The 26023-nt window shown below is 56.7% G+C and carries 19 protein-coding genes, 7 pseudogenes and 1 other annotated feature; of the genes and pseudogenes, 11 read left to right on the plus strand and 15 right to left on the minus strand.

Translation table 11 applies throughout. The features are described 5' to 3' along the window. Window positions 1-12: 12 nt before the first annotated feature. Window positions 13-672 carry a chitooligosaccharide deacetylase NodB gene (gene nodB / locus BJG93_RS34765; protein ID WP_027193732.1) on the minus strand — a complete coding sequence of 220 codons (660 nt, stop codon included), beginning with the start codon at window positions 670-672 and terminating at the stop codon, window positions 13-15. Beyond that, complete coding sequence (locus tag BJG93_RS36640) at window positions 669-809, minus strand: GNAT family protein (protein ID WP_154671659.1); 141 nt, start codon at window positions 807-809, stop codon at window positions 669-671. The genes nodB and BJG93_RS36640 overlap by 4 nt, the downstream gene beginning before the upstream one ends. Window positions 810-1062: 253 nt before the next feature. Here BJG93_RS36640 and BJG93_RS34770 point away from each other — a divergent pair. Together BJG93_RS34770 and BJG93_RS36645 are read left to right on the plus strand one after the other, a co-directional pair. After that, window positions 1063-1236, plus strand: a pseudogene (locus BJG93_RS34770) (group II intron reverse transcriptase/maturase); the annotation flags it as partial. 159 nt (window positions 1237-1395) lie between these two features. After that, window positions 1396-2536: pseudogene (locus BJG93_RS36645) on the plus strand (IS4 family transposase). A 185-nt stretch (window positions 2537-2721) separates the two neighbouring features. Here BJG93_RS36645 and BJG93_RS36735 read toward each other — a convergent pair. Beyond that, window positions 2722-2958: pseudogene (locus BJG93_RS36735) on the minus strand (IS110 family transposase); the annotation flags it as partial. A 153-nt stretch (window positions 2959-3111) separates the two neighbouring features. Here BJG93_RS36735 and BJG93_RS34795 point away from each other — a divergent pair. Further along, window positions 3112-4458 (plus strand): IS4 family transposase, encoded by a 1347-nt coding sequence (locus BJG93_RS34795; RefSeq protein ID WP_034476926.1) that lies wholly within the window; start codon window positions 3112-3114, stop codon window positions 4456-4458. A 54-nt stretch (window positions 4459-4512) separates the two neighbouring features. Here the strand turns inward: BJG93_RS34795 and BJG93_RS34800 are convergent, their stop codons facing one another. Next, entirely contained in the window at window positions 4513-5901 is a 1389-nt protein-coding gene (locus BJG93_RS34800) for an MATE family efflux transporter (RefSeq protein WP_082194445.1), read from the minus strand. Between the two features lie 307 nt (window positions 5902-6208). Beyond that, complete coding sequence (locus BJG93_RS34805; RefSeq protein WP_082194444.1) at window positions 6209-7306, minus strand: NAD/NADP octopine/nopaline dehydrogenase family protein; 1098 nt, start codon at window positions 7304-7306, stop codon at window positions 6209-6211. 515 nt (window positions 7307-7821) lie between these two features. Here BJG93_RS34805 and BJG93_RS34810 point away from each other — a divergent pair. Further along, a pseudogene (locus tag BJG93_RS34810) lies at window positions 7822-8524 on the plus strand (IS256 family transposase); the annotation flags it as partial. Between the two features lie 140 nt (window positions 8525-8664). Here the strand turns inward: BJG93_RS34810 and BJG93_RS34815 are convergent. The 3 genes and pseudogenes from BJG93_RS34815 to BJG93_RS34825 form a co-directional block, all read right to left on the minus strand. Continuing rightward, the gene (locus BJG93_RS34815) at window positions 8665-9063 is read right to left on the minus strand and encodes a LysR substrate-binding domain-containing protein (RefSeq protein WP_231337735.1); all 399 of its coding nucleotides are present in this window, start codon (window positions 9061-9063) and stop codon (window positions 8665-8667) included. A gap of 14 nt (window positions 9064-9077) precedes the next feature. Then, window positions 9078-9314 carry an IS4 family transposase gene (locus BJG93_RS34820; RefSeq protein WP_231337736.1) on the minus strand — a complete coding sequence of 79 codons (237 nt, stop codon included), beginning with the start codon at window positions 9312-9314 and terminating at the stop codon, window positions 9078-9080. Between the two features lie 11 nt (window positions 9315-9325). Further along, window positions 9326-10456, minus strand: a pseudogene (locus BJG93_RS34825) (IS4 family transposase); the annotation flags it as partial. Window positions 10457-10606: 150 nt separating this feature from the next. On the opposite strand from BJG93_RS34825, the pseudogene BJG93_RS34830 reads away from it, so the two are divergent. From BJG93_RS34830 to BJG93_RS34840, 3 genes and pseudogenes are all read left to right on the plus strand, one after another. After that, window positions 10607-11347: pseudogene (locus tag BJG93_RS34830) on the plus strand (IS3 family transposase); the annotation flags it as partial. After that, window positions 10885-11001 (plus strand) — a sequence feature (AL1L pseudoknot). (Overlaps the previous pseudogene by 117 nt.) A 681-nt stretch (window positions 11348-12028) precedes the next feature. Beyond that, window positions 12029-13546 carry a group II intron reverse transcriptase/maturase gene (gene ltrA, locus BJG93_RS34835; RefSeq protein WP_027193726.1) on the plus strand — a complete coding sequence of 506 codons (1518 nt, stop codon included), beginning with the start codon at window positions 12029-12031 and terminating at the stop codon, window positions 13544-13546. A gap of 84 nt (window positions 13547-13630) precedes the next feature. Next, window positions 13631-14128 (plus strand): annotated as a pseudogene (locus BJG93_RS34840) (IS3 family transposase); the annotation flags it as partial. Between the two features lie 365 nt (window positions 14129-14493). Here BJG93_RS34840 and BJG93_RS34845 read toward each other — a convergent pair. From BJG93_RS34845 to BJG93_RS34875, 7 genes are all read right to left on the minus strand, one after another. Further along, the gene (locus BJG93_RS34845) at window positions 14494-15732 is read right to left on the minus strand and encodes an SLC5/6 family protein (RefSeq protein WP_071336800.1); all 1239 of its coding nucleotides are present in this window, start codon (window positions 15730-15732) and stop codon (window positions 14494-14496) included. 342 nt (window positions 15733-16074) lie between these two features. Then, a complete protein-coding gene (locus tag BJG93_RS34850) occupies window positions 16075-17151 on the minus strand; it encodes a porin (RefSeq protein ID WP_231337685.1) in 1077 nt (358 codons plus the stop codon). 210 nt (window positions 17152-17361) lie between these two features. Continuing rightward, window positions 17362-18156, minus strand: coding sequence for an ABC transporter ATP-binding protein (locus BJG93_RS34855; RefSeq protein WP_027193724.1), 795 nt, complete (start codon window positions 18154-18156; stop codon window positions 17362-17364). A gap of 85 nt (window positions 18157-18241) precedes the next feature. Further along, the gene (locus BJG93_RS34860) at window positions 18242-18940 is read right to left on the minus strand and encodes an ABC transporter permease (protein ID WP_027193723.1); all 699 of its coding nucleotides are present in this window, start codon (window positions 18938-18940) and stop codon (window positions 18242-18244) included. A gap of 4 nt (window positions 18941-18944) precedes the next feature. Next, a complete protein-coding gene (locus tag BJG93_RS34865; RefSeq protein WP_027193722.1) occupies window positions 18945-19634 on the minus strand; it encodes an ABC transporter permease in 690 nt (229 codons plus the stop codon). A gap of 317 nt (window positions 19635-19951) precedes the next feature. Further along, window positions 19952-20734, minus strand: coding sequence for an ABC transporter substrate-binding protein (locus BJG93_RS34870; protein ID WP_027193721.1), 783 nt, complete (start codon window positions 20732-20734; stop codon window positions 19952-19954). Window positions 20735-21253: 519 nt separating this feature from the next. Next, the gene (locus BJG93_RS34875; RefSeq protein WP_027193720.1) at window positions 21254-22153 is read right to left on the minus strand and encodes a LysR substrate-binding domain-containing protein; all 900 of its coding nucleotides are present in this window, start codon (window positions 22151-22153) and stop codon (window positions 21254-21256) included. 208 nt (window positions 22154-22361) lie between these two features. Here BJG93_RS34875 and BJG93_RS34880 point away from each other — a divergent pair, with 208 nt between their 5' ends. The 4 genes from BJG93_RS34880 (at window position 22362) to BJG93_RS34895 (ending at window position 25737) form a co-directional block, all read left to right on the plus strand. Then, on the plus strand, window positions 22362-23507 hold the full coding sequence (locus tag BJG93_RS34880; protein WP_027193719.1) for an NAD(P)/FAD-dependent oxidoreductase: 1146 nt from the start codon (window positions 22362-22364) through the stop codon (window positions 23505-23507). Further along, window positions 23497-23859 carry a (2Fe-2S)-binding protein gene (locus BJG93_RS34885; RefSeq protein ID WP_027193718.1) on the plus strand — a complete coding sequence of 121 codons (363 nt, stop codon included), beginning with the start codon at window positions 23497-23499 and terminating at the stop codon, window positions 23857-23859. The genes BJG93_RS34880 and BJG93_RS34885 overlap by 11 nt, the downstream gene beginning before the upstream one ends. Continuing rightward, the gene (locus BJG93_RS34890; protein WP_027193717.1) at window positions 23856-25247 is read left to right on the plus strand and encodes an FAD/NAD(P)-dependent oxidoreductase; all 1392 of its coding nucleotides are present in this window, start codon (window positions 23856-23858) and stop codon (window positions 25245-25247) included. Before BJG93_RS34885 ends, BJG93_RS34890 begins: the two co-directional genes overlap by 4 nt. A 145-nt stretch (window positions 25248-25392) precedes the next feature. After that, window positions 25393-25737 (plus strand): RidA family protein, encoded by a 345-nt coding sequence (locus tag BJG93_RS34895; RefSeq protein WP_027193716.1) that lies wholly within the window; start codon window positions 25393-25395, stop codon window positions 25735-25737. The last annotated feature ends 286 nt before the right edge of the window (window positions 25738-26023 follow it).

Below are 26023 nucleotides of genomic sequence, written 5' to 3' on the forward strand. Positions count from 1 at the left end.
ATGTCGGTTTGTTCAGTGTGGTTGGGGTAGCGAGCTGATTACAAATCCGCTCTCATGCAGTGCTGGAATCAGGCGGGAATGCGCCATGAGGGTTTGGTCGCGCAGCCCAGCATGACTGCACCGTCCTGACTCGCCGGGAGGACATCCGTCGTGAAAGAGCACAATTGCGCCAGGCTGGACAGAGGCCAGCACTGCGCTGACAATCGCATCGACGCCGGGGCGAGACCAGTCACGCGGGTCTACCGACCAGTCAAGAGCCGCCAGCCCCGCCTTTGCCACTTCAGCGACCACTTCGTCCGTCCATATTCCGTAAGGGGCACGCATATGCCGAACTGCGGCCTGGGGACATGCCATCCTGATGATCCTGTTCACGTCCAATATTTCGCGTCGTACTTCATCAGGTTCGCATCCGGACAAATCCGGATGAGTCATCGTGTGATTGGCAATCTCGTGTCCCTCGGCGAACACTCGCTCGATCAGCTTCGGCTGGTCCTCTACGTACGCGCCGATGACGCAGAACGTTGCTGGCACCCGGTGTTCTGCCAGCACATCGAGGACGTCCGGTGTGCAAAGTGGATTAGAACCGTCGTCAAACGTCAAATAGACGTCGCGACGTCCGGCGCGATCGTGGCACTCGTCGCGCACCTCGGATACGCAATCGAAGACCTTCACAGCTCTGGCCCGTTTCGTTCAATTATCGAGCCAGTAAGCCGCTCCACAGTCGATCGTCCCATCCGGAAGGCCGCCACGGGCAGGGTTTCGGTAAGCTTAGGTGGCGTGTCGAGAGATACATCCAAAAGTGTGGGCATTATGGAGACATGCCTAAATATGTCGTACTACTTAGGTTTACAAAATACGAAGTATTCGATCAATCAACTTCTATTTCCATTTCCGCAACGACCGGTTTCACTGTGCAACACAAAGATCGATTTGTAAAATTGATTGTGTTGATGCCTTACATCTATAACGTGGATACGTTGAAAAATGCGTTTCACAGTAAGTGGATGAAATGGGTGACAGATCTTGCCCCCAAGTGATCGTTGGGCGCGTGAGAGGTTCGCGATGACCGTCCCGGCCGTGTCGGATTGCATAGCGCAGATGGTGGTACGGCGATATCTCGAACCGCTTCTGGAGCCAGTGTGCCATGACGACTCGTATGGTTATCGGCCGCGCCGCTCAGCGCATCAGGCGCTCACAGTCGCGCGTCAGCGTTGCTGGCGCTCAGACTGGGTGCTTGGATCTTGATATTAAAGCAGTGGTGTCCGGTTTATTTGAGGTCGACAGGCGCGAGAGCGGTTGTTGACAGGGCATTCGGGGGTTTCATGGGTATCCACGATTTGAATTTTGAAATCAGCATTTGCGATCCTTTCGGGTTTGCGCGACTTGGGGTAGCGCATGAACGTGGGCAAGACGCTGTTTGCGCAAGTCATGGAGTTTGTGCCGTATGGAAGACGTTTGGCCGCATCATCGAGCGACATCGCGGCGACGCGGGGGCGCATGCTTGAATGTGCCGATTTGTTCCGCATCATGGTCTTCGCGCAGTTGACCTGGCGCGAGTCCATGCGCGACATCGAGGCCCGCCTGTCTGCGAATCGAGACAAGCTGTTTGATATGAGATTGAAGAACGTCCCGGCACTCTCGACGTTGTCGGATGCGTTGAATCTGCGCGACTGGAGCATCTATCACGCGCTGGCAATGCGCCTTGTCACCCGCGCCCGAGCGCTTTACGCGACCCAGCCGCTGGACATAGATCTCGATGCGACGGTCTATGCGCTCGATGCCACGACCATAGATTTGCGCCTGTCCCTGTTCGAGTGGGCGCCGTTTCGCACGACCAAGGCGGCGGTCAAGATGCATACGCTGCTGGATTTGCGCGGCGCGATCCGCGCCTTCATCCACATCAGCGATGGCAAGATGCACGAGGTGGGCGTGCTAAATTTTCTGCCCATCGAAGCTGGCACGTTTCACGTCATGGAACGCGGCTATCTGGACTTCGCGCCGCTGTTCGAGCTGCATCAGGCAGGCGCCTTCTTCGTCGCACGAGCCAAACGCAACATGAACGCATGTCGCGTCTATTCGGATGCCACCGACCGCAGCACGGGCGTGATCTGCGACCAGAGCATCGCCTGAACTGCTTTTACGCCGCGCAGGACTATCCCGAGCGTTTGCGGCGCATCCGCTGATTTTTCTGACCAACAACCCGACGCTGCCGCCGCTGACCGTTGCACCGCTGTGCAAGAACCGCTGGCTTGTCGACCTGTTCTTCAAGTGGATCAAGCGGCACCTGCGCATCAAGCGATTCCTCGGCACAAGCGAGAACGCGGTGAAGACGCAAGTCTGGTGCGCCGTCTGCACCTACGAGTTGATCGCCATCGTCAAAAAGGAGCTTCAACTCGATGCCTCGCTCTATACGTTGCTACAGATTCTTTCGGTCTCCGTATTCGAGAAAGCCGAGATTTCAAGCGCCTTGCGGCCCGATCTATCACTCCCGGAAATGCCTCAATCTGGTGAGCAACTGAATTTGTTCGAAATTTAACCGGACACTACTGTGTTAAAGGCTTCTTGGATATCTCATAGCAATGCCCTCGAGTTCATGAAGTGTGTTCGAAGAAGTCCGGCTGATCGTTGGAGACCTTGATGCGCAAGCCTTTGCATCGTCCGCGACGAACCAGCACGGCGTCGAGCTCGCCGCGCTTTACACGCTGCAACACCGTTTGACGGGCACGCTTCACTGCTCTTGAAGATTTTAGCTATCTCGGCAGCAAGTTCGTCGAGCCATTGCTGCAGTGCCTTCAGTTGCTCGAGGTACATCGAGCCACGCAGTCTGAGCAACGTGGTAATGGGGGAATCGGGATTGTTGACGAGCTCAACCACTCCTTTTCTCAATTGCGGAAGCTCGACCGGGAAGATCACACTCTCTTCAGCAAACATGCTCCAGATCTGATTCGATTTCGCTGTATTCCCAATACCGTGAACATAGGTCGCGGTGCGGGGTCCACTGCATCTCCTTATACACAACTCGACGCTTGCGGAAACGATGGTGGAGTAGCAAAGCAGTCAGAAGGGGGTTGTTAACAACGCGGATTTCGCGTTTACTCTCGGATTTTCGGCATGAAGATCCGAGACGACGCGGGAGCATGGGTGGACGAGGAATTTGAGACGCTGGATTTGGGTGATCCACGGAGAGACCGGCGCGCGAAGGAGCTGGTCAAGCGGTTCGCCAGCCGGCCCACGGCCAGCATTCCGGGCGCGTGCGAAGGCTGGGCCGAGACGATGGCGGCATATCGCTTTCTGGGCAATGAGCGCATCGACTGGCGCGACATGATGCAGCCGCATTGGGACCGTACCACGGCACGCATGGGGCAGTTGCCGGTGGTGCTGTGCATTGCCGATACGACAGAGCTGAACTTTAACGGTCAGGATATCGAAGGGGCCGGCCCGCTCAGTTATGAAGCACAGGTGGGCATGCATCTTCACGCGACCTATGCGGTGACACCGGATCGGGAGCCGCTGGGTGTGATGAACGCATGGATGTGGGCGCGCGAGCCACGCGATGCAAACGGCAGGCGTGGCGGTGTCAGGGAAAGTGTGCGGTGGATCGAAAGCTATGAGATCGTGGCCGAACAGGCACGGGCCCTGCCTGGCACGCGACTGGTGTATGTGGCCGATCGTGAAGGTGACATCGCCGCGCTCATGCAGCGTGCGCAGGACCTGGGTGAACCGGCGGACTGGCTGATCCGGTCCCAGCACAATCGTGCCCTGAGGGACGAAGAAAAGCTGTGGGAAAAGGTCCATGCGAGTAACGTGCTCGGCCATATCAGCTTCGTACTGGCCGGGCGCAGTGGCCAGAAGGCGCGTGGAGTGAGGCAGGAACTGCGTAGCCAGCGCGTCACGCTGCCCGGGCGCGCCGGTGTCACGCTCACCTGCGTCGAGGCGTATGAAGTGGATGCGCCAGCGGGTGTGAAGCCCGTCATCTGGCGTCTTGTGACCAACCGCGAAGCGGGCGATGCGCATGCGCTCATCGAAGTCGTTGACTGGTACCGCGCGAGATGGGAAATAGAAATGTTCTTCAATGTCCTGAAGAACGCCTGCCGGGTTGAGGCGCTGCAACTCTCACAGATGGAGCGCGTGGAAAAGGCGCTCGCGCTGTACATGGACGTATCGTGGCGTATCGCGCGGCTCATGCGTGTCGGCAGGACGTGTCCGGAGCTGGAGGCGTCGCTGTTCTTCGCGGCTGACGAGATACACGGCGCTCACGTGCTCTGTAAGAAGGCACGTCCGAAAAAACCACCGACGCTCAACCAGGTGATACGGATGGTCGCGTCACTGGGCGGATTCCTCGGGCGCAAGAGCGACGGCGAACCGGGCGCGAAGACGCTTTGGATTGGCACGCAGCGAGTCATGGATGCTGTCATCACCATCCAGATCTTGCGCGACGGCTACGACACTTCTGTATAACGAAATGGGTCCACTGGGCGGCCGCCATTTCGATGACACCGGGCACACGAGACGTCATCGAGTACATTGAGAAATGATTCGCCGCAGGTGCTTGCAAATTGCTTTACTGCCACCGCTAGCAACCAGTGACATGATCAGTGCGCTCGGCAGCAAACCAAAAAAAACGCCGCACCAGACCCCGGTTGCTGACACGAGATTAACGCTGCCGAGCCAAAGCCGCTGCGTTGCGAACCCGTCTCCCAGAACTGCAACACCTATCCACAGGCTAATTATCTGCACAAATGCGGGAAACGCATTAATCCCAAGTGCACGCAGAGCCGCTGCGGCACTAGTTTGAAGGCAGTCAACGAAAATCACTAATGACAGGAAGATAAGAATTCTGTTCGAGATCGACAAAACTCTCTCGTCCGCCGTATGAAGTCGGAAGACAGCGGCTCCAAAAAACATATGTAAGCTGGCAAGTAAGAAGCCGACTGCCATCGTGACGAAGATCGCTGTTCTTGCTTTGCGGCCCGCTGCAATTTGTCCCTCAAGCCCGAATGCTTGACTTATCTTGACAGAAAATAAAACCGCTAGGGAAACGACCAATGTGTACCCGACGTTATAGACGTTAGAGACGATTTGATGGGCGCTCAGCTGGTCGGCGTCGAACTTGCTTATCAATATGGTCATGTATCCGAATGCTGCAACTTCGGAAAGCGTCGAAAATGCGACGGGGAGGCCAGTTCTCAAGAGAAGCACCAACTGAGATGGCTCTCGAGACAGAAAAAAATCAAATCGGAATACGGAAAATCGCCTATCGAATAAAAACAAAAGCGTGGCGCCTATACCCATGATATAGAATGCAATGGTGGTTGACAGGCCACAACCAATCAGGCCAAGCTGGAAGTATGGGCTGTCGACCAGCGCTAGGGATAGGGTAATTTTTACTATTAAACCGATGCCTTGCAGTACTGTAATATAGGCTGTGGCCCGAATCGAGTTTGCGATGCAGGCTATAATTCGAAAAAGGATGAACGGCAAAGCGCTAGACGTGAGAGCATCAAGATAATCTTGAGTCGCGACCACTAAATAGGGTGATTGGTTCGACCAATGATGGACTGTCGAAAAATACTTCATAACAAAGAAAGAGAATGAAGCAGCAAAAATTCCAGACGCAAATCCGTAGTAAGCGATGTATTTAAGTGTTGCTACGGATTTCTCTGCGATAATTCTCGATGCATTTATTGTGATTGACGAAAAAAACGCGGTTATGATTACACCAAGTGGGCCGTAAATCGCGTTCCCCAATGCCAGCGCACCGAGGAGATCTGGTCTTCTGTTGCCGACGATAAGAACGTCTACTACGGCATAGGCAACTACGAACAGTTGCCCGACCCAAATCGAAAATAAGAAAGAAAGATCGCGATTTAAATTGACTAAAAATGGTTCATGTTCGGACACTTGAAATCTCCGGTGTCAAGAAACCAGTACCCTCGACGTGTATGCAAGGCGCAGCTCTACGTCGACGCCTTCTAGCGCTTCGCGATCATTAAGCGGAGTGACGCAAGTGTTCCGTCTCCGACGGCGGTTTCACAGAAAGCTGATCGACGAGATGTCCCGCAGGCGCAGTCTAGTTGGCAAGCGTGTCGAATAGGATGTCCAGAGGATGACGAGCAAATCGCTTGTCCAGGGCGATCGGTTTCCGGTAGGCCGACTGCATTCCTAGCGACTGCTCGCCCCTGCCGGCATTGCACTGTTTTCTCTAATGTCACCGCGCCCATGGAAGGTGGCAAGTCGCGCTATCAATAAACCGCAACAGTTCTGTTTTCGACATGTGATCCATGCCAAGGCGCTTCAAATTGCGGCCACTTTTAAAATAGTCAACGCCGTTGATGACCGACGCGATGTCCACCACAGCCTTGATGGTCGGAGCCTGGACTTCTACTCTCGAGCCAAGCTCGTACCAAGGGACCAAAATATAGGGTACATCCTCTGACACGTATCTGTCTTGCATGTGAGTGGGCGTTATCTTGTGCGCATTGTGAACCTTAGTTTGTGACGCGAAATCCGAAAATGTCTCACAAGCTCCGCCGTAGAAACCGACCATTTCCTGCAAAACCGTCTGCAGTCGAAACCCGAAGGCTTCCGCGATCTTCAGGCGCTCGGCGTCTACCGCCTCTATAACGTTCCCGACTGAGGGGGAAATCCCATCACGATAGAACAGGAAGTCTCCTTTCCTACTTTCTATCCAACCTGTGTTGAGGATTCCTGCCGCCGGATGAATGACACCATTATTGGACTGCATTCCGATTTCAAAAACGTTGTTGCACCACAGGAGCGTCTTAGGAAATATCTCGGAGATTTGCGACCACTGCTTCTCCCCCATATTGTTCGGAAGCGCTGCGATGGGGAGGCTGCTCTTGACTCCGGTGATCGACACTTCGCCGTCCTTGACCCAAGAGGCGTATGGAGAAGCGTTGGTTTCTAGGATGGCCTGCGCGTTCAACTCGTTAGGACTGAGCAAGGCGAAGAAGTTGCCATTGATGACTACGATAACGTGATTACTGAGATCGAAGCCCTTCAAATCATTAATAATGTCGGCGTGCCCGTACGATGGCACAGTGACCACAAGAAAGTGTGAAAATTGTACCGCATCGGCCATCTCGGTGGTTAAAGTTGGATTAAATTCACCTTCTATCTCCATACGAGAGGCAAGGCAACCTTTTTTCCGGATCGCGTCAATATTGCCTCGGTGTTTGGGATGACCATAAAGAAGAACATCAATTCCTCGGCTGGCAAGGTCAGCCGCGAAGGTGCACCCAGTATTTCCGGCGCCGATGATTGAAACAGACAGCTTTGAAGACATCGCCTCTCCTTCTTCACAAATTGCAATTCGAATGATGGGTCTCGTAGACCCCTCGCCTAAAATGACAACGAATGTCGATGTGCAGATCCGACACCGCTGCCAATAGAGACTCGCAACAATCGCGCCAACTGCAAAAAAGCAGTCAAAAAAGTTTTCCGCTTGCCATGCCAATGGTCGAATAGAGCCCCGTTGGGCGCCCGGCCGATTACCACTGTGTCGCGGACTCGACAAAGCCCACACCTGCTGCAGGGTTGTCGAGTTCGCGACATATCGGTAGGTGCTCTGGTCCGTCTATGAAAGCTCCCATTTTTGACAAGCGGATCTGATGGGGCGTCGCTCAAGATGTCGGGGGCGCGAATGGCGACGGGAGACTGGACGCGTGCACATGGCTCGGTGAAGAGAGGCGATAGTATTATTGCCGACAGTGCAGGATGTTTGCGAAAGCGGGGTCAAGGTCGAGGAGATAGATGCCAAAATCGTTGGTTAGGAGACCTTAGCGGATTCGTACCTTAGGGGAAGGACGCGTGAGGGGATACCTGGCCATCGGCGTGAACATGGCCGGCCACAAGGAAGTCCTGGGACTGTGGATCGGCCCAGACCGAGGGGGCCAAGTTCTGGCTGCAGGTGGTCACTGGGCTCAAGACGCGCGGCGTGCAGGACATCTTTATCGCCTGCGTCGACGGGCTTAAAGGCTTTCCTGAAGCCATTGAAGCGGTCTACCCAAAAGCGGCCGTGCAACTGTGCATCGTGCATATGGTGCGCAACAGCCTAAACTTCGTACCGTGGAAAATGCAGCGGGAAGTCGCCGCCGACCTGAAGACGATTTACACTTCATCGACCGTCGAACTGGCCGAACAGATGCTGGGCGCCTTCGAGGCCAGGTGGAAGAAGGACTATCCGTCAATCGGGCAGAGCTGGCGACGCAACTGGGCACGGGTGATTCCGTTCTTCGATTACCCGCCGGAGATCAGGAAAGTGATTTACGCCCCGGAGGAAGTCCCCTTGCGGGACACCACGAATGCCATAGAATCGATCAACATGAGCCTGCGCAAGGTGATCAAGACCCGCAGCTCGTTCCCGACCGATGAGGCCGTCACGAAGCTGTTTTACCTGGCCCTGAATAACATCAGCACGAAGTGGACGATGCCGATCCGCGACTGGAAGGCCGCACTGAACCGCTTCACGATCCAGTTCGAAGAGCGGCTGGTGTCGGGTTAAACCTCAACCCGTTTACACAAAATTCCGGACACCCGCAGGGGCGCTGAGCATCCCATTGGCCTTGCACGACTGCCCCTGATATCGATGCTCCATCGCCTAAAGCAGAAAACCCTTACGTCTTCTACGCGTGGTTGTCCTCGCTACTGCCAGTTTACGATTTCCCGTTCAAACTGGTCTCGCAACAGCGCAGCAAACTCCTCCGCCAACTGCGAGGCTGCTCCATGTGGAGGGTAAAGAAGAAAGTTCGGGTAGTTGATGGATGGCGAAAACGGCAGTACCTTGATTCCCTGCCCTACGTAATCCGTAGCTACGAGGGGATGGGCCAATGTCACGCCGAGCCCCAGCTTTACCATCTCACAACACGTGGCACTGTATTGCGCTTCGAACGACAGCACACGTTCCACCCCCTCCTGATCAAAGACACGATCGGTTTCTTCTCTTGAGCCGTCTCCATGCACAAGCGAGATGTATTGCTCGCCGCGAAGGTCGGTAGCCTTCATTCTGAACCGCCCCGGATTTGGTCTCAGGATTACCCACAAGTAATGTGATGGTGCTATTCGTTTTGCCTGAATATTCTGTACATCACCGTGATTTCGTGCAGGACTAGAAATCCACGCCAGATGACGGTAGGGCCGGGCGGACGATCATGCTTTCGAGTGAGATATCCGCCGAGTCTGGCGATCCACAAGATGACCTGCGCCAGTGATGGCGGTTTATCAGGTATTTCAGTACTGCCATGCGTACGACAGTAGAGGCTCGCCACTCGATTGGCTGCAGCAATACTTCGCATGGAAGGTTGCCATCAAGCCTTGCAAGCAACATGGAGTACAGGATCCTCCAGCTTACTACGGCGAACAATGCGGTGGCGCGGACGAATCGATCGAGATTGCCAAATTGGCGGGCTTCAATGCGACAGCCACTTTTAAGCACACGATGCCACGATTCAATCGTCCATCGGCGCGCATACCATGCCAGACGCTCAAGGGCCTGAGCGTGCGTTTGTGTAGGCACCGAAGTCAGTAGAAGCCATTCCAATGGCTCTGCTCCTTCGTCCAAGTTCGTTTCCTGCGCATGAATTGCAAACACTTCAATTTCGGGAAGCTTCTCACGACGACGATTTTGCGGCTGACGAAGGCGTACGGGCATGCAGCGCACAAGCAGCCGTGCGGTGCGTGCCGGGCGGTTTTCGCGTGCAGGCACCTGCAGTTGCGCCTTTCCAAGCACTGGCGAGGCCAGCACGGTTTGCCACAAATATCGATCGAGGTGAGCAACGCGTCGGTTCCACGATGCGCGCACCAACCAGTCGACGCCGGCAGGCCGCTGCGCCAGGAACACATCATAGACATCGCCTTCACGGTCGCTCACGCCGATGACATGCGTGCACGGACAGTGCGTCTTGAGTACGCCCAGTTGCTCGATGCCTTCGAGCCATTTTGCGCTCTCTTTCCGTTGTACGGTTCGTTGCCCGCGCAGATGTTTCTTGCCCAACTCCTCGTGCCTACGTATCCAGGTCTTCATCCCGATCAGCCCGAGTGGCAGTCCCTCTGGCGTGAGCGCAAGCAGACTGTGTATCAGGAAACCACGCACGTGTGGATCGGAGCCGTATCCCAGACCTTCGGTTGCCCGCAAATGAGACAAATTGAACTCGGTGGTGTCCTGAACAGCAAGGACGACTGGCACCTGTTGCATACGACACAGCGTTTGACCGATATGCCCACCCAGCAAGCCATCGACATCCACGTGCGAGTTGTCGAAAAAACGATATGCCGCCTTCAGCTCCGAACCATTGAACGACTGCGGAAAAGAGCAATGTGGGCCCAACGAAAGCTTGCGTGCCAGCGTCACGAGCCGTCTGGTCAGGCGAGCGTCGCCGAGCTCGGCGGTGCCAAACTCTTCATTTGCCCAATCATCAAGGTCAGAGGTGTCCGACAATGCCCGGCATCACAGATCACGAACCGGATCAAAGTTAACATCGGTCATCACCGTTTACAAGCCATCGCCCTTCAATCGCACAGTCGCGAGCAACGCGTTGGTAGTCCTAATGGATTTGGTGGAGGCTCCAACTTTTGAGAAAATGGAGCCATGAACAAGTTGAACACATTTTCTACTGAAGTCCGGGAACGTGCAGTGCGCATGGTGCAAGAGCATCGGGGCGAGTATCCGTCACAGTGGGCGGCGATCGAATCCATCGCCCCCAAGATCGGCTGCACGAGCCAGACATTGCTGGGGTGGGTCAAACGAGATGAAGTCGATAGCGGCGAGCGCGAGGGCGTAAGCACGTCGGAACGCGAACGTCTTAAAGCACTGGAGCGCGAAGTCAAGGAACTGCGCCGCGCCAACGATATTCTGAGACTGGCGAGTGCGTTTTTCGCCCAGGCGGAGCTCGACCGCCGCCTGAAGTCCTGACGGCCTTCATCGATCAGCATCGCGACACCTTCGGGGTCGAGCCGATCTGCAAGGTCTTGCGGATTGCCCCGTCGGGCTACCGGCGCCATGCTGCACAACTTCGCGATCCGTCGCGCCGCTGCGCTCGTGCTATAGGCGATGAACGACTGCGGTCCCGAGATCCAGCGTGTCTGGCAAGCCAACATGGGGGTCTACGGAGCGGATAAAGTCTGGAAGCAGATGAACCGGGAGCGTATCGCGGTGGCTCGCTGTACTGTCGAACGGCTGATGAAGCAACTGGGTTTGCGTGGCGTGATGCGAGGCAAACGTGTTCGCACGACCATTTCCGATGCGGCGGCCGCGCGCCCGCTGGATCGGGTCAACCGGCAGCTCAGGGCAGACCGGCCAAACCGGCTCTGGCTTTCTGATTTCACCTATGGTACGCCCAGCCAGCGTAGCCCGCCCGCATGGGGGTGAAGTTGCTTGAGCATGTTTGGAATGCAGGACTCCCGAGGAGTTGACGTTGCAGTACCGGGGCATGCCCTTCCTCTGCTGCGAGAGGAAGTGAGCCGAAGCGGCGGTGACTTGCCGACACTGGCAAGGTGACGTAGTCCGTGGGAAACGGGGCTTGAGGCGAAGCGGTTACGCCAAGATGAGCCTCTAGGCTGAGCATGGGACGGTTGAGGAACACGAACCTGTTGAACCGCATCTGAAAGTTGAAATGTCACCCCTGCCCATACCGCTTTATGGGCAGGACGCGATCTGCGGCCGGTCACACGTATGGCCCGGCTGCACGAGTGCTGACTGGATATGTATGCCAGTCAGCATGGAACCACGGGGAGCGCGCAGCTAGACCGTGGTGATCGCGACGACTTGCGGCAAGCAAGGATAAAGACTGCGACAGGCAACCTCGCCCATGCGTTGAGTCCAGCATGTGAACTGGGGAAGGTCTGCACGGATGCCAAGGGAGTGTGCCCCCGATGACGTGCAGGCTGGCGGAGCCTCCGTAGTAGTCCGAGGTCGGGAAAGCCGGCTACATGGCGAAGGGAGGCAGTTTAAGTGGTTTGCGTGGCTAATTAGCTGACCGCAGTGAGGTGAAGACCTTTGATAATCAGTGAAATGCAAAGCAAACTGGCGACATGGTCGACGGAGAACAAAGAACGCAAGTTCGATCGACTTCTGAGACTGATTGCTGATAGGGATTGGCTGAGCGAGGCGGCCCGTATCACGCTGGCTTCCAGCGGAGCCCGCACGCCGGGTGTGGACGGTGTCGACAAGCGCATGATGGAAGCGTATCTCCCTCATGAGCTGACGACGATACGCGAAGAACTGTTGGCGGGCTCGTATTGCCCGCTGCCCGCGCGACGCGTGTATATACCAAAAGCGAATGGCAAGCTCAGGCCGCTCGGTATCCCTTGTCTACGGAATCGGATCGTGCAAAGGGCCATGCTGATGGCGATGGAACCGATATGGGAGAGTGATTTCCATCCGGCTTCGTATGGCTTCAGGCCGGCCCGAAGCGTACATCATGCGATTCGCACGGTGAAGCTTCAGCTACAGGATGGCGGTGAACACAGTGTCTCCGGACGCTGGGTTATCGAGGGCGACCTCGCCAGCTACTTCGACACCGTTCACCATCGTCTGCTTCTGAAGGGAATCCGCAAGCGGATCGCCGATCAGCGCTTCCTCGCCCTGCTCTGGAAGTTCATCAAGGCTGGATGTGTTGATCGTGATCTGTTTCGCGCCGCGAGCGAAGGGGTTCCCCAGGGTGGGGTCATCTCACCCCTCCTATCCAACATCATGCTGCACGAGTTCGATGCGTGGATGGAGAAGAACTATCTGAGCAAGAAGGTGCGCAAGGATCGGTGGGCGTGGAACTTCGCGATTCTCAAGCAGCGTCCGATTGCTGTACGAGAAAACCGGCAGTGGAAACCAGCGATTGCCTACTGCCGGTATGCAGATGACTTTGTGATTGTAGTCAAGGGGACTCGCGAACATGCCGAAGCGGTACGCGAAGCATGCCGTGGGTTCCTCGAAGGCGAACTGAAGCTCACACTGAACATGGAGAAGACCCATATCACGCATGTGAACGACGGCTTCGTCTTCCTCGGTCACCGGATCGTCCGCAAGCGTGGTTCACGCGGTCGCATGCGACCTGTGACGACCATTCCGTGGGAGAAATATCGGGGCTTTGCCGAGCGGTTGGTCAAACAACTGTCGGGGAATTACAGCATCAACCGGATGGATCTTATGGAAAGCCTGAATCGGCAGATTGCCGGCTGGGCCGCCTTTTATCAATACACCGACTTTACGGCCACCATGTTTAGAAAACTGGACCGCGTGGTCTTCTGGAAATTCGGCTACTGGCTCGCGCGCAGGTATCGGCGCGGGTTCAGGTCGCTGATGCGCGATCATGTCCGGGCACCAGAACCGGGACAGGCCAAGACATGGTTGCTTCATGGCCAGAATAGTCGGGGTTGGTACGGAGCGGTGGCGCTTCGGCGTCTCGTTACCAGCCGGAAGGGTCAATTCAGGTGGCGTAGCCCGTCGGAAAATCCGTACATTCTGCGCGATGAGACACGCAGCACCATCGAGTCGCGCTACGCTGATGTCGCCTTTGCTATGAGCAACGCTTGAATGGAGAGCCGGATGCGCTGAGAGGTGCAAGTCCGGTTCGGGGAGGAGGAGGCGGGGAAATAGTTCGACTACGCCCTGTCTCTTACTCCACTCTCGACGTGGCAGGGCTGGCTCTACGTGGCGTTCGTGATCGACGTGTTCGCCCGACGGATTGTCGGTTGGCGCGTCAGTTCGTCGATGACTACAGACTTCGTTCTGGATGCACCTGAACAGGCACTTTATGCGCGACGCCCAGGCGGCGATGGAACGTTGATACATCACTCCGAGAGAGGCTCGCAATACGTTAGCATTCGCTATAGCGAGCGACTGGCCGAAGCGGGCATAGAGCCCTCGGTTGGTAGCCGTGGCGACAGTTACGGCAACGCACTGGCCGAGACAATCAACGGTTTGTACAAGGCCGAACTGATTCATCGCCGCACCTGGAAAACACGGGAGTCCATCGAGTTGGCTACGCTGGAATGGGTGGCCTGGTTCAATCATCATCGATTGATGGAACCCCTCGGCTACATCCCGCCTGCTGAAGCTGAGGCAAACTACTATCGGCAACTTGAAACATCGGTCGCCGAATCCGCATCAACTTAAACCAACCAGCCTCCACGATTTCCGGGCGGTTCAGTGCCGGAAGGGCGATAAGGCGCGTCGCCATCTTGAACTTCGACTCGAGCTCCTGCCAGGTGACATGCTCGCCCTTGCCCTTCGGAGCAGTATCTCCAGAGGTAAACGTTCCGCTACCACACGTGATAGCCACGCGCGAATAGCGTTCTCTTGGATCGGGTGGGAAGATGCACAATTTTCCGTTTCGGTGTCGTCGCTGCGACAACCGGACCACCAGCGGAGTTGTGGGCCTCGGCTTGGCAGGCTTGTCGACCGTTTGATGGTGCCGGTTGGCCGCTACTTGGCTAACACGCAGAAGCACGATCGGGGCGGGTTCGGGTCGCCAGGCGATTCTATGGCCGCACGCGCCGGAGAAACGACGCGAACTGCCATGCGACCGGCACACAGGCGGAGGCGAGCAGCCCCGCCGGAAGCGGGAGCCAACCGGGCAGATTGCCGATACCGGTCCAGTTCATTGCCGAAACGAGCAGGGAAACGATGGCGCCAGACAGCAACATCGCTGATGCGCAGCGCGGGGGGACCTGTCGACCACTCTCGTGCAAGAGGAACAGCAACCCGACGGCCGCAACGTAGACGATGTTCAGCGAAACGATGGTCGACAGAATCGCCTGACCATCCGTCGCGATTGCGCAGCCAATGGCGACGATCAGCAGGCGCGACGCATAGCCGTAACGACCGTCACAGGCATGCAGGCCCTCAAGCGCCGATGACATCGCGCGCGTGATCGCGGTCCCTGATCCGAGAGCAGAAAGCAGGATGACGCCGATGCAAACCGATCCCATCGCCCCACTCGTTTGCAGCATGATCCACGGGATCGCGCTCGCGGTGTCCGTCAGGCCGGACAGCTTGCCGGCATGAAACGCTGCGACGACTGTTGCGGCCGGGAGAAACCCGGTCACCATGAGGAAGAGGCTCGCAAGTACGCAGCCGAGCCACCCGTCTCGCGGTCGGCGCGCTGAGACGACAAACTGTTGATAGTCCGATCCCGTGACGACCAGAAAGCCGACTGCCGCGATGGTCACCAGTGTTTCAGCGCCTGGCGCGGCGCGTGTCTCCTGGATGAAGGACGTCCACGCGTGAACGTACACGGTCAGGCCGTGCGATGCGACAAGCGCATGCAGGAGCGCGATGTTCATAGCCAGCAGGCAGCACGCGAAGAGCGCTGCGGCCATGCCGAGTTCGATGGAGGACATGACCAGCAGCGCCGCGGCGATCACCGCCAGTGCATGGGTTGCCGGCAGTCCCGTCGCGACTAGCACGGCGATACCGCCATGAATCTGGGCGGCCAGCACGCCAGACATCCAGACGAGCGAGAGCAGCGCGACGAGCTTGCGCACGACGGGACCGTAACGCTCGCCCAACACGTCCCAGATGAGTTCGCGTCCCCGCCAGAGCGTGGGTGCGGCCAGCGCGAGCGCGAGCACGCCTAGTGCGGTGACGATCGCATACAGACTGCCCGCCATACCGGCATGGAGTGCCATCTCGCCGGAGCCGAGCAGGAATGCGACGCCAAAGCTTGCCGAGACGAGCAGTGCGGCCACGTGAACCGCCCCGAGATTACGCTGCAACATTTTCGCCTCCATGGACCTCCCATTCATACACGATCAAGGCTTTGTCGAATTATTGAACTCCGTGCCTTTGTCAGGCATAGATGTCCACCTAATAGGCGGACACCTATGCTCTTTGCCTCTGCCGCGAATCGCCAGACATCATCGAAGGGCCGCTTACGATCGATATCGAAACCCCTCGTACTCCAGGCGTATCGATGCCTGACCGGTGACGCGGATAGTCGCGAGTCCAACTTAGGTATAAAAAGACACCCGGATCGCTCGGGATTCCACCGCTTAATTCTTGGTTGATTGAGGTATAAACACATTGTGGTAAGAAGTTCAAGCTACGTCCGAATGGCATGCTCAGAATTTGTGACGAATTGCGACACGAGCGACGACCTGGTTCTGGGCCGACGACACGTCAGCGGCACCTGGCACATAAGCGAAGTCGAGCACAGTTCCGGTTTGGTCGCCGCCAACGTGCTGATAGACGCCCTGAACGTATAGATCGGTGCGTTTGGACAGGTTGTAATCGGCCATCCAACCAACCATTTGGTAGCTTGGGTTAAGCTTGCCCGCGGTACTGTTGAAGTCGGCTCGCGTGTATGTGTACATGGCCCCCGCATAGAACGCCGAGGTGAACTGATACTTGCCGTTTATTTCGAAATTCTGAAAGCGCAGGCTGGAAAGCGTGCCTGCGGCGGGGGTAATGTCACCGACGTATCCGGATGCAGTCGGATTAGCTACGTACGTGTTCGTGTACGCGACGCCAACATTAGCGGACCCGAAGGTGTAGCTCGCGCCTGCGCCGAAAATACGCAATTTGCTTCCTACGAAGTTCTCGTCGCCTCCATTGTTGATCGCACCGCCGGCTGTAGCCGATGGATTGTTGGCCTGCAGATACGCCGCAGCGAGAAGCAGTCCACCGGTAGTGTACTGCGCACCGAGGCTGTATTGGCGATTGTTGGCAAAGTTCGTATCGTTCGAGAAGCTATACGTGCCGCCAAACTGAAACCCTGCGATCGTCGGACTGGTGTACTTTACGGTATTGTTTACGCGGAAACTGTTGTCCGTGTTGTCATTGTCATAGGGGTGCGAAAAAAGATAGCCCGCCCAGTTGCCGTTCGCGGTGGTCTGCGCCAGGTAGTCGACGACCGAATCATACTGTCGACCCAATGTCACAAAACCGAACTGATTCGAGGAAATTCCGACGTATGCCTGACGGCCGAACATCAGCCCGCCTTGCCCGAGGCGACCATTGTTGACATTGAAGCCGTTCTCCAGTTTGAAAATCGCGCTCAGCCCGCTGCCAAGATCCTCTGTTCCTCTAAGACCCCAGCGGCTACCTTGAGCGTAGCCGCTCTGGAGTTCATACACGTTCGAACCTGCGACATTGTTGGTGTAATCGAAGCCTTCATCAATCAGACCGTAAAGCGTCACAGTAGATTGAGCGAATACCGGAGTTGTGATAGTGGAAATAAAAAGTATAGCAAGTGTGATTTTTTCATTAAAGTCTCCGAATATTAAAATATAACTACATGAAAACGTCTTTATCGACGGGCCGGATTAACCACGTATGATTCGTACCCGATCTATCAGTATTACTGATGAAATAGCAGATGTCGCCGGCAGTTTGCTCACGGTCGCGGGCTACTTCAGGCTACCAGAGAGAAACTGCCTGAGTCGTTCGCTGCATGGCTTACTCAATACTTCCTCGGGAAGCCCCTCTTCCTCCGTGCATCCTTGATGAAGAAACACCACATGATTCGATACATTGCGGGCGAACCCCATTTCATGCGTAACCACGATCATTGTGCGTCCTTCGTCTGCGAGCTTTTGCATTACCTTGAGAACTTCACCTACCAGCTCCGGGTCGAGTGCAGATGTTGGTTCATCGAACAGCATCACGTCAGGATTCATCGCCAACGCGCGCGCAATCGCGACACGTTGCTGCTGCCCTCCCGAGAGATGCGATGGATACTGCTTCTCCACGCGCGGCGCGAGTCCGACTTTCTCCAGGTATTCACGCGCGCGCTCTTCCGCCTCGCGACGTGGCAGCCCGAGCACATGTACCGGCGCTTCAACAATGTTCTCGAGAACGTTCATGTGCGCCCAAAGATTGAAATGCTGGAACACCATCGAGAGTTTCGTCCGGATACGCTGCAGCTGCTTCGGGTCCGCGACGTCGAGATCGCCGGATTTATCGGCCTTCGTCTTTACGGCTTCGCCATCGACCGCGATGTACCCGGAGTTCGGCCGCTCAAGAAAGTTGATGCAACGAAGAAACGTACTCTTTCCCGAGCCACTTGCCCCGATGATGCTGATAACGTCACCCTTGTTTGCGTTCAGGGACACGCCCTTGAGCACCTCATGGTCTCCGAAGCGCTTGTGAATATCGTGAACTTCTAACTTGCAAGCTTCTGTCTGAGTCGTGTCCCTCAACATTCTGATCCCTTATCGTTAGTTTTAAAGCACCGGTGTGTTGGACACCCTGGCTGGACACCGACGTGCAGGCTTAATGAGCACGCGGTCAAAGGTAGCCGAGCCAGTGGCGTTCAGCACGCCGGAAGACAGCGACCATGGCGAAGGAGATGGTCATGTAAAGCAGCGCGGCAATGCCAAATGCCTGGAACGACTGGTAGGTTGCAGAGTTGGCATCGCGGGCGACCTTCAGGATATCGGGCACGGTCGCCGTGAAAGCAACTGAGGTGGCATGCAGCATAAGGATCACCTCGTTGCCGTAGAGAGGCAGGGAACTTCGCAACGAGGAAGGGATGATGATGCGTCTGTAAAGGGTGAACCAGTTCATTCCGTACGCGCGTGCCGCCTCAACTTCACCGTGAGACATCGAGCGCATTGCGCCAGCGAATATTTCGGTCGTGTAGGCGCAGGTATTAAGCGAAAACGCAGCAATTGCGCAGTGGTAACCGCTTCGAAAAAAGGCATCGGTAAGCTCATGCGACCGAATAAACTCGAAGCTATAAATACCCGTATAGATCAGAAGCAATTGCACGTACAACGGCGTGCCCCGGAAGACATACGTGTAGAAACGCACGGGCATGCTTATGCAGCGATTCGTGGAGACACGAGCCACCGCGAGGGGCACCGCCATCAGGAAGCCGACTACGAGAGATGCCACCAGCAGCCAGAGGGTGACGGCGAGGCCGGAGACGCGCTGCCCGTCCCAATACAGAAAAGCGCGCCAGAACTGGGTAAGGGTATCGATCATAAGCCTAGAGTTCCGCGTGACGAACGCCAGCCGAGAATCGTTTCTCGAGCCTGAACAGCACGAAATTGGAGATGGTTGTCATCGCGAGATAGATGAGCCCGGCACACATGACAAAGAAGAACATTTTGAACGTGCTCTTACCCGCATCCTGTGTGGCCTTTACGACGTCTGCCAGGCCGATAATGGAAACAAGCGCAGTCGCCTTGACCAGAACCTGCCAGTTGTTGCCGATGCCCGGAAGTGCGAAGCGCATCATTTGAGGAAACAGGATGCGCCGGAAAACAAGAGCCCCATTCATTCCGTAGGCGGCGCCCGCTTCCAGTTGCCCGCGCGGCACTGCAAGGAATGCGCCCCGAAAAGTTTCCGTGAAGTAGGCTCCATAGACGAAGCCGAGTGTCAGGACGCCTGCCGCGAACGGGTTGATGTCAAATTGCGCGAGACCCAAGGCGTCGGTAAGATTGTTGACCGCAATCTGGATGCTGTAAAAGACAAGGAGCATCAGGACAAGGTCCGGTACCGATCGTATCAAAGTTGTGTACGCTGAGCCGATTGCGCGAAAACCACGATTTAGCGAGAGCTTCGCGACGGCGCCCATGAGGCCAAGGACAACCGCGGCCGCAAGCGACAGCACCGACAATTCAATTGTCCGCACAGTGCCGGCCAGCAACTGCGGACCAAATCCGATTAGAAACACATGCGTCTCCGTGCTTGTTATAGATGGAAAACGGCGAGCCGAAAGTCCCCGCATCTCTGCTATGCGGCAACCGTTCAGTCACCCAGGCGGCAAGGAAAATCGCGGCGGCCCGGAAGGGGACTCACCGGGCGCGCAGGAGCGTCCTGTCCCACATCTCCTTCAACAAAGGCGTGGGAGAACAGAATAGGTAACGGCCCCTTTTCCGATGGCCATTGGTTAGCCTGACGGTCTCCAAATGCCGGACCTTTGGCCGCTGGCGATTGGCACCAAACTCGGCCGCCGTTTTCGCAAGTTCTCTCTGGATAGTTGCAGGCACGTCAGCCGCCATAGATGTCGAAGCTGAAGTATTTCTTTGAAATCCTGTCGTAGGTGCCGTCTTTCCGGATGCTATCGATAGCGCCGTTGACTGCGTCAAGCAGGGCCTTGTCGCCTTTCCTGATACCGATGCTTACGCCGGGGCCGAAGATGCTTTCGTCCTTGATGGCCGGTCCTCGGGCGAATCCATAATCACGTCCTTGTGGTGTCTTCAGGAACCCCACGTCGGCCTGTGGCGCAAAGGCCAAAGCCGCGTCAATGCGACCCGTCACGAGGTCGTTCCAAACCTGGTCCTGGGTCTGGTAAGGAACCACCTCAACGCCGTTGTTGCCCCAGTACTTGCGTGCATAGGCTTCCTGAGTACTGCCCTGCTGTACGCCGACACGTTTTCCCTTGAGAGACTCCGCGGTTGGCACAAGCGGCGAGCCGCCTTTGACGACAAGCGCCTCGACGGGTGCATAGAGCTTCTTGCTGAAATTGATAACCTTGGAGCGCTGCTCGCTCTTGGTCATGGACGAATTGATTGCGTCGAATTTGCGCGCCTCAAGAGCCGGAATCATCCCGTCGAACGAATTCTCGATCCACACACATTTTGCGTTGAGCTTCGCGCAGATGGCGTTGCCCAAGTCTATGTCGAAACCCACAAGCTCCCCGTTTGCAGCTTTCGCCTCGAACGGTGGGTATGAGGTGTCCACACCGAACCGGATCGTTTTAACGGTGTCGGCAGATGCCGTGAGCGGAAGGCAGGCTGCGGACAGCGCACTAAGAATTATCCAGAGTTTCATTGATATGATCCCTTTTGCGGTCAGAGAAGGAGGCTGCTACAGCGAAATGGCTTGTCGAGCCACCAGGCTTTCCAGAAAGGACAGCGCCCAAGTGTTTCCACTGACTTGCCACAGGCCCGACGAGAATCATGAGTGGGAAGCGATAACGGCGTCCAATTCAGAAAGAAAGGGAACCTATGCAAAATTGAGATAGCGGCACAACTGGAACACGACGTATGGTCCCCGTCCCAATGGAGGAAGCTGCTTGACGCAACGATTCGAGCGTGCAGTCGACGGGTCGTCTGTCCTGCGATGGTCGCCATCTGGGGGAGGCGGTGTACTTTCCGGCTAGTTAAACGAGGGCCGAAAGACAAGGTAGGCCGGGCTCCATCGGCGAATCGGAGGGATTGGATGCAGTTTTGCCGATGGAGCAGCCAGTCTGGGGGCGCCGGCGCGGCAATCACGGTTGTGTCTGGCCCTCAAAGGTGCAAACGATCGCGTGCGGCAGAAAACCGTCCGGCGTTCTACGCCTAGGGATTTTTACTGCCAGCTTACGATTTCCCGTTCAAACTGGTCTCGCAACAGCGCAGCAAACTCCTCCGCCAACTGCGAGGCTGCTCCATGTGGAGGGTAAAGAAGAAAGTTCGGGTAGTTGATGGATGGCGAAAACGGCAGTACCTTGATTCCCTGGCCTACATAATCCGTAGCTACGAGGGGATGGGCCAATGTCACGCCGAGCCCCAGCTTTACCATCTCACAACACGTGGCACTGTATTGCGCTTCGAACGACAGCACACGTTCCACCCCCTCCTGATCAAAGACACGATCGGTTTCTTCTCTTGAGCCGTCTCCATGCACAAGCGAGATGTATTGCTCGCCGCGAAGGTCGGTAGCCTTCATTCTGCTTTTTCCAGCGAGACGATGGCCTTTCGGCAGAAGGCAAACGACCTCGGCGTCCGGTAGCGCAATCGCTTGGCAGGTAGCGGCGGCAGATACGAACGCGACGATTCCGACGTCGCAGAACTGTGACGATACCCATTCCTCTACCGTGTTGGACGTATTGGTATGGATCGATACGGTCACATCGGGGCGGGACTGCCTGAAGCGCTGCACGACTCTGGGAAGGAAGCTCATCCCGATGCCGGGGATTGACGCAATGCGCAGGCGGCCGCTGCCGAGATTGCGAATGCTGTCGGCCGCGTACGCGAGGCTTTTCAGCCCGACGAAGACGCGCTCAACCTCGCGAAACAGAGCTTTTGCCTCCGGCTTTGGACTGAGACGTCCACCGGAGCGCTCGAAGAGAACGAGCCGCGTATCCGCCTCGAGTTGAGTAATGAGCCTGCTCACGTTGGACTGAGAAGTATGCAGTTCTTCGGCAGCGCCGGTGGTTGAACCGGCTTGCATCACTGCGCGGAAGGCCTCGATTTGACGTAGCTTCATCTTGAGTATCTCGTTTCGGCATAGGATTGCATTATATTGGCATTTGACTGCATAGGTAGGGGCCGTCAACATCCGTGCTACTACGCACGTGGCTCGTTGGTAGCGAAGACGCTTCAGGCAAAGCCGATGCTTTTTTCTCTGCTGTGCAAGGCGCATACAGGAGGGGCGAGCTACGGCACGAAATCATTATCTTCGGCAAGGACGCAGTATGAAGACACACCATTTGACGGGCTTCTACGATGCGATTGTCGTCGGCGGTGGGCTGGTCGGGTCTGCTGTCGCCTATGGCATCGCCCGCGAGGGCGCTCAAGTCCTCGTTATTGACGAGGGGAACGACACGTTCGGCGCGTCGGTGGGCAACTTCGGCCTGGTCTGGGTGCAGGGCAAAGGTATCGGACAACCCGCGTACACTGCATGGACCCGGGAATCCGCGGCGCTCTGGCCATCATTCGCCGACGCCTTGCGCGATGAAACCGGCGTGGACGTGCAGTTGCTGCAGCCGGGCGGTTTCGATTTGTGTTTTTCAGATGGCGAGCTCGAGGAGCGTGTAAAGCAACTGCTGCGGCTATCGAACGACGCCGGTGGCGACTATCCTTTCGAGGTTTTCGGCCGCGCGGACCTGAAGGCCCGGATACCGGAAATTGGCGGGTCCATCGCCGGCGCAACGTATACGCCAATGGACGGGCACGTGAATCCGCTAAAGCTACTGCTCGGCTTACGAAGAGGCTTGACCAACCGCAAAGCACACCTCGTTAACTCCGAGAGGGTGGTGCGCATTGACTCCCAACCCGGCGGATTCGTTGTACACGGACAGCGGGGGCACTGGTGCTCTGCACGGGTAGTGCTCGCAGCGGGTCTGGGCAACAAGGACCTTGCGGCCATGGTCGGGTTACAGGCTCCCGTCGTGCCCATACGCGGTCAACTCCTCATAAGCGAGCGCGTCGCGACGTTCCTTCGCTTCCCCACCGCCACAGTGCGGCAGACGATTGAAGGCACTGTCCAGTTGGGCGACTCACTTGAGAACGTCGGCTTCGATAGCGGTGTCACAACGGACGTGCTCTCGGAAATAGCAATGCGCGGGGTGAAAGCTTTTCCACTGCTTCGTGACGTTCGGCTAGTGCGGGCATGGGGGGCTCTCCGCGTGATGACTCCGGATGGATTCCCGATCTATGAGGAGTCCGCGAGCTGTCCCGGGGCCTTCAATATCAGCTGCCATAGCGGGGTAACACTTGCCGCGGCGCACGCGCTGCGGCTTGCGGGTTGGATAACCGGCGAACGGCGAGTTCCGAATTTCCAGTCGTTTGCCGCGGATCGCTTCCGAAAACCCTATGAATCTTTTTCCCATGTCGACTGAACCGCTCTTCGAGCAACTGCCGGTTGCGCAAGGTCCAAAGGTGCGCATTACCTTCAACAATGTACCTTATGAGGTGCCTGACGGAATGAACCTGGCTGCCGCGCTCCTTGCTGCGGGTGTCCGACGTTTCCGCAGTACGCCTGTGTGCCGATCCCCGCGGGCACCCTATTGCATGATGGGTGTTTGCTTCGAGTGTCTGGTCGAGATCGACGGGACTCCGAACTGCCAGAGCTGTCTCGAAAGCGCGCGTGACGGCATGGCCGTTCGGTCACAAGAAGGCGTGCGGCAGGTGCTGGCCGAATTCACCGCTGAGTCAGCAAGCACGATTGGTGGAAAGGGGCAGCGTCAATGATGCCAGAATCAGTTGATGTCGTAGTTATCGGTGCAGGACCAGCAGGCATGAGTGCCGCGACCACCGCCGCGCAGGCGGGACTTAAGGTTGTGCTGCTTGATGAACAAATGGCAGTCGGCGGCCAGATCTATCGGTCTATTACCCGCGCCGACGACAAACGTATTGACTTGCTCGGGCCGGACTACGCGTCTGGAAGCACTATTGCTGTGGCTTTGTCCGCAAGTAATGTTCGCCATGTAACCGGTGCCCAAGTATGGTTTGTGAGCAGAGAGCATGCGGTACATTACACGCAGCAAGGGCAGAGCAAGTCCTTGGTGGCGCGTCACGTTGTGCTCGCCACGGGCGCCATGGAAAGACCATTTCCGATTGTCGGCTGGACTACACCTGGAGTAATGACCGCCGGTGCCGCGCAGATTCTGCTGAAAGCATCTGGTACGGTACCTAGGCAGCCGGTCGTGCTCGCAGGCTGTGGACCACTACTCTATCTGCTTGCCTGGCAGTACTTGCGTGCGGGCGTGCCCATCCGGGCCTTCGTCGAGACGACTGGTCTTGCAGACAAATTCAGAGCGGCGAAACATTGGTCGAGCGCCCTGTTGGGGTGGCGCGACTTGACGAAAGGCCTCAACTTGTTGCGAGCGCTCAGAAGGGCACGCGTACCAGTCTACCGAGGCGCAGCAGAGCTGCAGGTTGAAGGCGAGCCGGTTGCCACAGCACTGACCTTCATAGCGAGCAGGAAGCGTCAACGCATTGATGCTCCACTGATACTTCTGCATCAGGGGATCGTGCCAAATACGCAAATCACTTGGTCGCTTCAGGCATCGCATCATTGGGACACGAACCAGCTGTGCTGGGTTCCGGACCGCAACGATGTCTTCGAGCTGGACGTGCCAGACGTTTTCGTTGCAGGCGATGGTGGCGGCATCGCGGGCGCGAAGGCGGCGGCGACGCAAGGACAAATCTGTGGGCTGGAGATAGGCCGCCGTCACGGCAGGATCGAAAGACGTGAGTTTGATAAGCGGCTCGACAGCTTGCGCTCGGAGCATGCCGGGCATCTTAGCGTACGGCCGTTTCTCGATGCGCTATATCGACCTAGCGACGGAACACGAATTCCGGCAGATGACGTGTTGGTCTGTAGATGCGAGGAGGTCACGGCAGCCGAGATTCGGCAATCGGTAGCGCTTGGATGCGTTGGTCCCAACCAAACCAAGGCGTTCAATCGATGTGGTATGGGCCCCTGCCAGGGCCGACTATGCGGGCTGACCGTCACGGAGATCATCGCGCGAGAGCGTCGTGTCTCCCCGGAAGTCGTCGGCTACTACCGGATCAGACCACCCATAAAACCTCTTACACTTGGGCAGTTGGCGTCAATTAGCGACCATGCCGAGTAACACGTGCAACGTTGAAACAGGACGCCGCGATCAGCAATGCGATCGCTACGAACCACAAGGACAGCAGTTACGACAAACCCGGGAAGATGCGCTTCATCTACGAGGTTCACGGCGACTGAATCCTGATTTTTAAAAAGGGAATTTTATGATAATCCGTCAAGGAATTACTGGAAGGCTGAGCAAAGCTTTGGTGGTGAATGGCTTTGCGTTTCTATCGGGTCTGACCGCCCGAGACACTACCGGGGGTGTCAGGGAGCAAACAGAAGACATCCTTGCCCAGATCGACAGTCATCTGAAGGCCGTCGGAACGGACAAGTCCCGCATCGCGGTTGCGAACATCTGGCTGCGGGACATTCGTACCTTCGACGAGATGAATGAAGCATGGGAGGCATGGGTCGACAAGGAGAGTCCGCCCGCACGGGCGACGGTCGAATCGCGTTTGGCGGGTGAAGCCATTCTGGTTGAGATCCAGGTTCAGGCGGTCGCGTGATGGACGCGCTCCCACACGGACTGTCCTGTACTTATATGACCTGATCTTGGAGGTTGCAGTTACTCGTGACCGTGAAGGTTTTGAGGAGCTTGGACAGCCCCTAGGCTCGAGGACTGGCGTCCGGGTAGCGAGTCGAACCGATTGAGCCGTCTTCGTACGGCCTAATGCGAGCGGTAAAGACCTCGATTGGGGCACGCCTGAGAACGTCATGCACTTCCAGTTGCTATCTCGCACTTTTTAAAGGCTGCACGTGGGTGACCTGCGCTCTGCTTTTCTCCCTCAGCCG

This window comes from Paraburkholderia sprentiae WSM5005 (assembly GCF_001865575.2).
In the GTDB taxonomy this organism is placed as follows: domain Bacteria; phylum Pseudomonadota; class Gammaproteobacteria; order Burkholderiales; family Burkholderiaceae; genus Paraburkholderia; species Paraburkholderia sprentiae.

Bases quoted from the DNA above. Each gene is read 5' to 3' on its own strand.
- BJG93_RS36640 (WP_154671659.1), bottom strand. From the start codon at position 809: ATGCCCACACTTTTGGATGTATCTCTCGACACGCCACCTAAGCTTACC.
- BJG93_RS34795 (WP_034476926.1), top strand. From the start codon at position 3,112: ATGAAGATCCGAGACGACGCGGGAGCATGGGTGGACGAGGAATTTGAG.
- BJG93_RS34805 (WP_082194444.1), bottom strand. From the start codon at position 7,306: ATGTCTTCAAAGCTGTCTGTTTCAATCATCGGCGCCGGAAATACTGGG.
- BJG93_RS34820 (WP_231337736.1), bottom strand. From the start codon at position 9,314: ATGCGAAGTATTGCTGCAGCCAATCGAGTGGCGAGCCTCTACTGTCGT.
- ltrA (WP_027193726.1), top strand. From the start codon at position 12,029: ATGCAAAGCAAACTGGCGACATGGTCGACGGAGAACAAAGAACGCAAG.
- BJG93_RS34845 (WP_071336800.1), bottom strand. From the start codon at position 15,732: ATGTTGCAGCGTAATCTCGGGGCGGTTCACGTGGCCGCACTGCTCGTC.
- BJG93_RS34855 (WP_027193724.1), bottom strand. From the start codon at position 18,156: ATGTTGAGGGACACGACTCAGACAGAAGCTTGCAAGTTAGAAGTTCAC.
- BJG93_RS34860 (WP_027193723.1), bottom strand. From the start codon at position 18,940: ATGATCGATACCCTTACCCAGTTCTGGCGCGCTTTTCTGTATTGGGAC.
- BJG93_RS34870 (WP_027193721.1), bottom strand. From the start codon at position 20,734: ATGAAACTCTGGATAATTCTTAGTGCGCTGTCCGCAGCCTGCCTTCCG.
- BJG93_RS34875 (WP_027193720.1), bottom strand. From the start codon at position 22,153: ATGAAGCTACGTCAAATCGAGGCCTTCCGCGCAGTGATGCAAGCCGGT.
- BJG93_RS34880 (WP_027193719.1), top strand. From the start codon at position 22,362: ATGAAGACACACCATTTGACGGGCTTCTACGATGCGATTGTCGTCGGC.
- BJG93_RS34885 (WP_027193718.1), top strand. From the start codon at position 23,497: ATGTCGACTGAACCGCTCTTCGAGCAACTGCCGGTTGCGCAAGGTCCA.
- BJG93_RS34890 (WP_027193717.1), top strand. From the start codon at position 23,856: ATGATGCCAGAATCAGTTGATGTCGTAGTTATCGGTGCAGGACCAGCA.
- BJG93_RS34895 (WP_027193716.1), top strand. From the start codon at position 25,393: ATGATAATCCGTCAAGGAATTACTGGAAGGCTGAGCAAAGCTTTGGTG.